This window comes from Enterobacter cloacae complex sp. IR5441, from assembly GCF_049238215.1.
GTDB classification, from domain to species: domain Bacteria; phylum Pseudomonadota; class Gammaproteobacteria; order Enterobacterales; family Enterobacteriaceae; genus Enterobacter; species Enterobacter hormaechei_C.
On the sequence record NZ_JBMKIA010000011.1, the window covers coordinates 156,665 to 164,626 of the forward strand.

The window sequence follows — 7,962 nt, forward strand, 5'->3', positions numbered from 1 at the left end:
TGCTCTGAGTTTTTTTAAGCTTAAGGGTACACGGGTGCAGATTTCCGCTACAATCTGCGCCAGCAATTTTCCCACGCTCAGGAGATATCATGAAAGTAGCAAAAGACCTGGTGGTCAGCCTGGCCTATCAGGTACGTACAGAAGACGGTGTGTTGGTTGATGAGTCTCCGGTGAGTGCGCCGCTGGACTACCTGCATGGTCACGGTTCCCTGATTTCCGGCCTGGAAACGGCGCTGGAAGGCCATGAAGTTGGCGACAAATTCGACGTTGCTGTAGGCGCGAACGACGCTTACGGTCAGTATGATGACAACCTGGTTCAGCGCGTTCCTAAAGACGTATTCATGGGCGTTGACGAGTTGCAGGTTGGCATGCGCTTCCTGGCGGAAACTGACCAGGGTCCGGTTCCGGTTGAAATCACTGAAGTGGAAGACGACCACGTTGTGGTTGACGGCAACCACATGCTGGCGGGTCAGAACCTGAAGTTCAACGTAGAAGTTGTTGCGATCCGTGAAGCGACCGAAGAAGAGCTGGCTCATGGCCACGTTCACGGTGCGCACGGTCACGATCATGACCACGATCACGGCCACGATGGCTGCTGCGGTGGTCACGGCCACGACCATGGTCATGACCACGGCCACGGTAAAGGTGGTTGCGGTAACGGCGGCTGCGGTTGCCACTGATTCCGTACTCCGGAAAATAAAAAAGCGGGATAATCCCGCTTTTTTTACGCCTCAATAATGAGGTGGTGGTGTCTCTTCTGACTGAGAGGCAATGTTTGACGGCTGCGTGGCCTTCAGCTTTTCCGTCAGCAGGCGCATGTGATCGCGCAGTTTTGCCATTTCAAGCTCATGGGCCGTCACGGTCTGGTTCAGTTCTTCGATGGTGATGTCCTGAAAAGCCAGGCGGCTTTCCAGCTCAGCCAGTCTCGCTTCGATCGTTGTATCCTTCATCATTCACCTCGTTTATCTCTCATTCGCCATAATGGACCAGCGGCGGCGAAGTTTAGCTGACTTTTTCCTTAAGTACAGTATCCATCTCCCTGACAAGAAACTTATTTAAACAAAAATAGTCTGAAAAGAAGCGACATTCGGGGGAGTCTGTCTGTAGATTTCTTCCGCAACGTTTTATAGTACGTCACTCATTTACGTTTAACACTGGGGTGAGAGACCTCAGGTCCTGGAGATATGGATGAAATCACTGTTTAAAGTTACGCTGCTGGCGACCACTATGGCTGTAGCGCTCAATGCGCCGCTGTCTTTCGCTGCTGATACTGCTGCGAAGCCTGCTGCGACTACAGACAGCAAAGCGGCATTCAAAAATGACGACCAGAAATCCGCCTACGCACTTGGCGCGTCTCTGGGTCGTTACATGGAAAACTCTCTGAAAGAACAAGAGAAACTGGGCATCAAACTGGACAAAAACCAGCTGATCGCAGGGGTTCAGGATGCGTTCGCAGACAAGAGCAAACTGTCTGACCAGGAAATCGAGCAGACTCTGCAAGCGTTTGAAGCGCGCGTGAAAGGCGCCGCTCAGACCAAGATGGAAGCAGACGCTAAAGATAACGAAGCGAAAGGCAAAGCCTACCGCGACAAGTTCGCTAAAGAGAAAGGCGTTAAAACGTCTTCTACTGGCCTGATCTATAAAGTTGAGAAAGAAGGTACCGGCGACGCGCCTAAAGACAGCGACACCGTTGTGGTGAACTACAAAGGTACGCTGATCGACGGTAAAGAGTTCGATAACTCTTATACCCGTGGTGAGCCTCTCTCCTTCCGTCTGGATGGTGTGATCCCGGGCTGGACCGAAGGCCTGAAGAACATCAAGAAAGGCGGTAAAATCAAGCTGGTCATCCCACCGGATCTGGCTTACGGCAAAACCGGCGTTCCGGGTATCCCGGCTAACTCCACGCTGGTATTTGATGTAGAACTGCTGGACATCAAACCGGCGCCGAAAGCGGATGCGAAAACAGACGCACCGGCTGACGACAAAGCCGCAGCAGCTAAGAAGTAATCCTGAAAAAAACCGCCGCCTTTACAGGCGGCGGTTTTTTTATTGCGGGGCAGATATAATTAACACTGGAAAGCGTTATACACGCTGTATTAATTTAGTTGTCCGTGTAGATAATGAGCCTGCCCTGAAAACCTAACGACAGGCTCCTGAAAAGGAGTGTTTTTTTCATGTCCAGGTCGCTTTTAACCAACGAAACCAGTGAACTTGATTTGCTGGATCAACGTCCATTTGACCAGACCGACTTCGATATTCTGAAATCCTATGAAGCGGTAGTGGACGGGTTAGCGATGCTCATTGGTTCCCACTGCGAAATCGTATTGCATTCCCTGCAAGATCTTAAGTGTTCCGCTATCCGCATTGCGAATGGCGAGCACACTGGCCGTAAAATTGGCTCGCCAATCACCGACCTTGCATTGCGTATGTTGCATGACATGACCGGCGCGGACAGCAGCGTCTCAAAATGCTATTTCACCCGCGCCAAAAGTGGCGTGCTGATGAAATCAGAAACGATCGCGATTCGAAATCGCGAACACCGGGTAATCGGTTTGCTGTGCATCAACATGAACCTTGATGTGCCATTCTCGCAAATCATGAGCACCTTCATCCCGCCCGAAACGCCGGACGTGGGCTCATCGGTGAACTTTGCTTCTTCGGTTGAGGATCTCGTGACCCAGACGCTGGAGTTCACCATTGAAGAGGTGAATGCCGATCGCAACGTATCCAACAACGCCAAGAATCGTCAGATCGTCCTGAACCTCTATGAGAAAGGGATTTTTGATATCAAAGATGCCATCAACCAGGTGGCCGATCGCCTGAATATCTCCAAACACACGGTTTACCTCTATATTCGCCAGTTCAAAAGCGGTGACTTCCTGGGACAAGACAAGTAATGCGTTTTGCGTTAATGGTGACGGGCCCGGCGTACGGTACCCAGCAGGCCAGCAGCGCGCTACAGTTTGCCCATGCGCTGCTTGATGCCGGTCATGAACTGGCAAGCGTCTTCTTTTATCGCGAAGGCGTATATAACGCGAACCAGTTTACGTCTCCGGCGAGCGATGAGTTTGACCTCGTGCGCGCCTGGCAAAAATTAAACGAAACGCAGGGCGTTGACCTGCATATCTGCGTCGCGGCGGCACTGCGTCGCGGCGTGACGGATGCGACCGAAGCCGAACGCCTTGGTCTGGCGGGGGCTAACCTGCAACCGGGCTTTTCGCTCAGCGGACTGGGTGCCCTGGCACAGGCGGCGTTGACCTGCGACAGAATGGTGCAATTTTGATGAAGCGCGTAGCGTTTGTTTTTACTTCTGCGCCGCATGGCAGCGCTTCAGGCCGGGAAGGGCTGGATGCATTGCTCGCGACATCGGCTTTAACCGAAGATATCGGCGTCTTCTTTTTAGGCGATGGCGTATTCCAGCTTCTGGCAGGCCAACAACCGCAGGCCATTCTTGCGCGCGACTACATTGCGACCTTTAAAGTTCTGCCGCTCTATGACATTGGAACCTTCTATGTGTGCGCCGACTCGCTGGCCGCGCGTGGGTTAAACGAGAAAACACCGTTCGTGCTGGACGTGACAATCCTGACATCTGCTGCGCTGCGCGAACAACTCTCTCACTACGATACCGTTCTGACTTTCTGAGGCTGTCATGCTCCATACCCTGAGCCGTTCACCGTGGCAATGCGATATCGACACGTTACTGAGCATGCTGCGCGAAGGTGATGATCTGCTGCTGATTCAGGATGGCGTGCTCGCGGCGCTTGAAGGCAGCCGTTTTGTTGAAATCCTCGCGAATGCCCCCATAACAGTCTCTGCGCTGAAAGAGGATCTGGATGCGCGGGGTCTTTCTGGTCAAATTTCATCCAAAGTTGACGTGGTTGGCTATACTGATTTCGTCAATCTTACTGTGACGCACGCCAGTCAAATGAACTGGTGATTTGAGATCGCTGTATATTTCTTGACACCTTTTCGACGTAGCCCTAAAATTTCGCGTCCTCATATTGTATGAGGTCGTTTTATTACGTGTTTACGAAGCAAAAGCTAAAACCAGGAGCTATTTAATGGCAACAGTTAACCAGCTGGTACGCAAACCACGTGCACGCAAAGTTGCAAAAAGCAACGTGCCTGCGCTGGAAGCCTGCCCGCAGAAACGTGGCGTATGTACTCGTGTATATACCACCACTCCTAAAAAACCAAACTCCGCACTGCGTAAAGTATGCCGTGTGCGTTTGACTAACGGTTTCGAAGTGACTTCCTACATCGGTGGTGAAGGTCACAACCTTCAGGAGCACTCCGTGATCCTGATCCGTGGCGGTCGTGTTAAAGACCTTCCGGGTGTTCGTTACCACACCGTTCGTGGTGCGCTGGACTGCTCAGGTGTTAAAGACCGTAAGCAGGCTCGCTCCAAGTACGGCGTGAAGCGTCCTAAGGCTTAATGGTTCTCCGTTAAGTAAGGCCAAACTGATTTATCTTAATGTCAAACTAAACTCGTAGAGTTTTGGACAATCCTGAATTAACAACGGAGTAATCCCATGCCACGTCGTCGCGTCATTGGTCAGCGTAAAATTCTTCCAGATCCGAAATTCGGATCAGAACTGCTGGCAAAATTTGTAAATATCCTGATGGTAGATGGTAAAAAATCTACCGCAGAAGCAATCGTATACAGCGCGCTGGAGACCCTGGCTCAGCGTTCTGGTAAAAATGAACTGGAAGCCTTCGAAGTCGCTCTCGACAACGTGCGCCCGACTGTAGAAGTTAAGTCTCGCCGCGTTGGTGGTTCTACTTATCAGGTTCCAGTTGAAGTTCGTCCGGTTCGTCGTAATGCTCTGGCAATGCGTTGGATCGTTGAAGCTGCTCGTAAACGCGGTGATAAATCCATGGCTCTGCGTCTGGCGAACGAACTTTCTGATGCTGCGGAAAACAAAGGTACCGCAGTTAAGAAACGTGAAGACGTTCACCGTATGGCAGAAGCCAACAAGGCGTTCGCACACTACCGTTGGTAATCCCTTCGGAGTCGTAGTCACCAGGCGGGCGCTTCAGAGAAGCCGCCCGCTCTGGGTAACTTAACTGAACGCCTAAAGATATAAACGAGGAATCAAATGGCTCGTACAACACCCATCGCACGCTACCGTAACATCGGTATCAGTGCGCACATCGACGCCGGTAAAACCACTACTACCGAACGTATTCTGTTCTACACCGGTGTAAACCATAAAATCGGTGAAGTTCATGACGGCGCAGCCACCATGGACTGGATGGAACAGGAGCAGGAGCGTGGTATTACTATCACCTCCGCAGCGACTACTGCATTCTGGTCAGGTATGGCTAAGCAGTACGAACCGCATCGCGTAAACATCATCGACACCCCAGGGCACGTTGACTTCACCATCGAAGTAGAACGTTCCATGCGTGTTCTTGACGGCGCGGTAATGGTTTATTGCGCAGTTGGTGGTGTTCAGCCACAGTCTGAAACCGTATGGCGTCAGGCAAACAAATATAAAGTTCCACGCATCGCGTTCGTTAACAAAATGGACCGTATGGGTGCTAACTTCCTGAAAGTTGTTGGCCAGATCAAAACCCGTCTGGGCGCGAACCCTGTTCCGCTTCAGCTGGCAATTGGTGCTGAAGAAGGTTTCACCGGCGTTATCGACCTGGTGAAAATGAAAGCCATCAACTGGAACGAAGCAGATGCGGGCGTTACCTTCGAATACGAAGATATCCCGGCAGAGATGCAGGACCTGGCTGACGAATGGCACCAGAACCTGATCGAATCCGCAGCAGAAGCTTCTGAAGAGCTGATGGAGAAATACCTGGGTGGTGAAGAACTGTCTGAGCAAGAGATCAAATCTGCTCTGCGTCAGCGCGTTCTGAACAACGAAATCATCCTGGTAACCTGTGGTTCTGCGTTCAAGAACAAAGGTGTTCAGGCGATGCTGGATGCGGTAGTTGACTACCTGCCATCCCCGGTTGACGTTCCTGCGATCAACGGCATCCTGGACGACGGTAAAGATACTCCGGCTGAGCGTCACGCAAGTGATGACGAGCCGTTCTCTGCACTGGCGTTCAAAATTGCTACCGACCCATTCGTGGGTAACCTGACCTTCTTCCGCGTTTACTCTGGTGTGGTTAACTCCGGTGACACCATCCTGAACTCCGTGAAAGCGGCGCGTGAACGTTTTGGCCGTATCGTACAGATGCACGCTAACAAACGTGAAGAGATCAAAGAAGTTCGTGCGGGCGACATCGCTGCTGCTATCGGTCTGAAAGACGTGACCACTGGTGACACCCTGTGTGACCCGGATCACCCGATCATTCTGGAGCGTATGGAATTCCCTGAGCCGGTAATCTCCATCGCAGTTGAACCAAAAACCAAAGCTGACCAGGAAAAAATGGGTCTGGCTCTGGGCCGTCTGGCGAAAGAAGACCCATCATTCCGCGTATGGACTGATGAAGAATCTAACCAGACCATCATCGCTGGTATGGGTGAACTGCACCTGGACATCATCGTTGACCGTATGAAGCGTGAATTCAACGTTGAAGCGAACGTGGGTAAACCTCAGGTTGCTTACCGCGAAGCGATTCGCGCGAAAGTTACCGATGTTGAAGGTAAACACGCTAAGCAGTCTGGTGGTCGCGGTCAGTACGGTCACGTTGTGATCGACATGTACCCACTGGAGCCGGGCTCTAACCCTAAAGGTTACGAGTTCATCAACGACATCAAAGGTGGTGTAATTCCTGGCGAATACATCCCTGCCGTTGATAAAGGCATCCAGGAGCAGCTGAAAGCTGGTCCTCTGGCTGGTTACCCGGTTGTAGACATGGGTGTTCGTCTGCACTTCGGTTCTTACCACGACGTTGACTCCTCTGAACTGGCGTTTAAACTGGCTGCGTCTATTGCCTTTAAAGAAGGCTTTAAGAAAGCAAAACCAGTTCTGCTTGAGCCGATCATGAAGGTTGAAGTAGAAACTCCTGAAGAGAACACCGGTGACGTTATCGGTGACTTGAGCCGTCGTCGCGGTATGCTGCGTGGTCAGGAATCCGAAGTAACTGGCGTTAAGATCCACGCTGAAGTTCCGCTGTCTGAAATGTTCGGATATGCAACTCAGCTGCGTTCTCTGACCAAAGGTCGTGCATCATACACTATGGAATTCCTGAAGTATGATGATGCGCCGAACAACGTTGCTCAGGCCGTTATCGAAGCCCGTGGTAAGTAATCCACAGGATTAAAACCTAAGTCCCGTGCTCTCTCCGAAGGGGAGAGCACTATAGTAAGGAATATAGCCGTGTCTAAAGAAAAATTTGAACGTACAAAACCGCACGTCAACGTTGGTACTATCGGCCACGTTGACCATGGTAAAACTACCCTGACTGCTGCAATCACCACCGTACTGGCTAAAACCTACGGCGGTGCTGCTCGTGCTTTCGACCAGATCGATAACGCACCAGAAGAAAAAGCTCGTGGTATCACCATCAACACCTCTCACGTTGAGTATGACACCCCGACTCGCCACTACGCACACGTAGACTGCCCAGGCCACGCCGACTATGTTAAAAACATGATCACCGGTGCTGCGCAGATGGACGGCGCGATCCTGGTTGTTGCTGCGACTGACGGCCCTATGCCTCAGACTCGTGAGCACATCCTGCTGGGTCGTCAGGTAGGCGTTCCTTTCATCATCGTGTTCCTGAACAAATGTGACATGGTTGATGACGAAGAGCTGCTGGAACTGGTAGAGATGGAAGTTCGTGAACTGCTGTCTCAGTACGATTTCCCAGGCGACGACACTCCAATCGTTCGTGGTTCCGCGCTGAAAGCGCTGGAAGGCGAAGCAGAGTGGGAAGAGAAAATCATCGAACTGGCTGGCTACCTGGATTCTTACATCCCAGAACCAGAGCGTGCGATTGACAAGCCATTCCTGCTGCCAATCGAAGACGTATTCTCCATCTCCGGTCGTGGTACCG

Annotated in this window: 11 protein-coding genes; 10 read left to right on the plus strand and 1 reads right to left on the minus strand. The window is 51.6% G+C overall.

From position 1 onward, the window contains the following. Positions 1–89 precede the first annotated feature (89 nt). Entirely contained in the window at positions 90–680 is a 591-nt protein-coding gene (gene slyD, locus ACOTX5_RS14315; RefSeq protein ID WP_003861691.1) for a peptidylprolyl isomerase, read from the plus strand. 51 nt (positions 681–731) lie between these two features. Here the strand turns inward: slyD and ACOTX5_RS14320 are convergent, their stop codons facing one another. Further along, positions 732–950, minus strand: a complete 219-nt coding sequence (locus ACOTX5_RS14320) for a protein SlyX (protein ID WP_003861693.1) — start codon at positions 948–950, stop codon at positions 732–734. 238 nt (positions 951–1,188) lie between these two features. Between ACOTX5_RS14320 and fkpA the strand changes: the two genes are divergently transcribed. The 9 genes from fkpA to ACOTX5_RS14365 form a co-directional block, all read left to right on the plus strand. After that, positions 1,189–2,007, plus strand: a complete 819-nt coding sequence (fkpA, locus tag ACOTX5_RS14325) for an FKBP-type peptidyl-prolyl cis-trans isomerase (RefSeq protein ID WP_003861695.1) — start codon at positions 1,189–1,191, stop codon at positions 2,005–2,007. Between the two features lie 167 nt (positions 2,008–2,174). Next, entirely contained in the window at positions 2,175–2,897 is a 723-nt protein-coding gene (locus tag ACOTX5_RS14330) for a helix-turn-helix transcriptional regulator (RefSeq protein WP_003861697.1), read from the plus strand. Next, positions 2,897–3,283, plus strand: coding sequence for a sulfurtransferase complex subunit TusD (gene tusD, locus ACOTX5_RS14335; protein WP_045910888.1), 387 nt, complete (start codon positions 2,897–2,899; stop codon positions 3,281–3,283). The genes ACOTX5_RS14330 and tusD overlap by 1 nt, the downstream gene beginning before the upstream one ends. Then, positions 3,283–3,642, plus strand: a complete 360-nt coding sequence (gene tusC / locus ACOTX5_RS14340) for a sulfurtransferase complex subunit TusC (RefSeq protein WP_023295521.1) — start codon at positions 3,283–3,285, stop codon at positions 3,640–3,642. The genes tusD and tusC overlap by 1 nt, the downstream gene beginning before the upstream one ends. Before the next feature lie 7 nt (positions 3,643–3,649). Continuing rightward, positions 3,650–3,937 carry a sulfurtransferase complex subunit TusB gene (gene tusB, locus ACOTX5_RS14345; protein ID WP_045910887.1) on the plus strand — a complete coding sequence of 96 codons (288 nt, stop codon included), beginning with the start codon at positions 3,650–3,652 and terminating at the stop codon, positions 3,935–3,937. 124 nt (positions 3,938–4,061) lie between these two features. Then, positions 4,062–4,436 (plus strand): 30S ribosomal protein S12, encoded by a 375-nt coding sequence (rpsL, locus tag ACOTX5_RS14350; protein WP_000246815.1) that lies wholly within the window; start codon positions 4,062–4,064, stop codon positions 4,434–4,436. A gap of 96 nt (positions 4,437–4,532) precedes the next feature. Next, positions 4,533–5,003, plus strand: coding sequence for a 30S ribosomal protein S7 (rpsG, locus tag ACOTX5_RS14355; protein WP_003861706.1), 471 nt, complete (start codon positions 4,533–4,535; stop codon positions 5,001–5,003). A 96-nt stretch (positions 5,004–5,099) separates the two neighbouring features. Continuing rightward, positions 5,100–7,214: an elongation factor G gene (fusA, locus tag ACOTX5_RS14360; RefSeq protein WP_006812195.1), complete on the plus strand. Its 2,115-nt coding sequence runs from the start codon at positions 5,100–5,102 to the stop codon at positions 7,212–7,214. 69 nt (positions 7,215–7,283) lie between these two features. Continuing rightward, positions 7,284–7,962 (plus strand): GTP-binding protein (locus tag ACOTX5_RS14365; RefSeq protein ID WP_214577642.1); only part of this gene is annotated, 679 nt, incomplete at its 3' end.

Coding starts and splice junctions, on each gene's coding strand:
- fusA (WP_006812195.1), top strand. CDS start 5,100: ATGGCTCGTACAACACCCATCGCACGCTACCGTAACATCGGTATCAGT.
- rpsG (WP_003861706.1), top strand. CDS start 4,533: ATGCCACGTCGTCGCGTCATTGGTCAGCGTAAAATTCTTCCAGATCCG.
- tusD (WP_045910888.1), top strand. CDS start 2,897: ATGCGTTTTGCGTTAATGGTGACGGGCCCGGCGTACGGTACCCAGCAG.
- tusB (WP_045910887.1), top strand. CDS start 3,650: ATGCTCCATACCCTGAGCCGTTCACCGTGGCAATGCGATATCGACACG.
- tusC (WP_023295521.1), top strand. CDS start 3,283: ATGAAGCGCGTAGCGTTTGTTTTTACTTCTGCGCCGCATGGCAGCGCT.
- rpsL (WP_000246815.1), top strand. CDS start 4,062: ATGGCAACAGTTAACCAGCTGGTACGCAAACCACGTGCACGCAAAGTT.
- ACOTX5_RS14330 (WP_003861697.1), top strand. CDS start 2,175: ATGTCCAGGTCGCTTTTAACCAACGAAACCAGTGAACTTGATTTGCTG.
- ACOTX5_RS14320 (WP_003861693.1), bottom strand. CDS start 950: ATGAAGGATACAACGATCGAAGCGAGACTGGCTGAGCTGGAAAGCCGC.
- fkpA (WP_003861695.1), top strand. CDS start 1,189: ATGAAATCACTGTTTAAAGTTACGCTGCTGGCGACCACTATGGCTGTA.
- slyD (WP_003861691.1), top strand. CDS start 90: ATGAAAGTAGCAAAAGACCTGGTGGTCAGCCTGGCCTATCAGGTACGT.